1 pseudogene is annotated in these 218 nt (G+C 43.1%); it reads left to right on the top strand.

Annotation, left to right across the window (positions count from 1 at the left end):
• A pseudogene (locus tag H5300_RS27640) lies at positions 1–214 on the top strand (IS91 family transposase); the annotation flags it as partial.
• Positions 215–218 lie beyond the last annotated feature (4 nt).

Consider the following 218-nt stretch of genomic DNA (forward strand, 5'->3'; position numbering starts at 1 on the left):
TTTAGCTTTAGAAAAGAAGAGTCTGAAACAGGCTGAGCCACTCACGTATGCCAAACAATACAAAGGGTTTACAGGTAACGATCCATACCAGTGTGTGCTATGCGGAAACAGAATGAAATTTACAGGTTTTATGAAAGGCAAAAAAAATGACCAACTACTGGATAATCGTCGAATGAGCATGCGTGAAGCGCGGCGATTAGGCGTGGCTGCGTAGGATA

Source organism: Vibrio sp. SG41-7, from assembly GCF_014164465.1.
GTDB classification, from domain to species: domain Bacteria; phylum Pseudomonadota; class Gammaproteobacteria; order Enterobacterales; family Vibrionaceae; genus Vibrio; species Vibrio splendidus.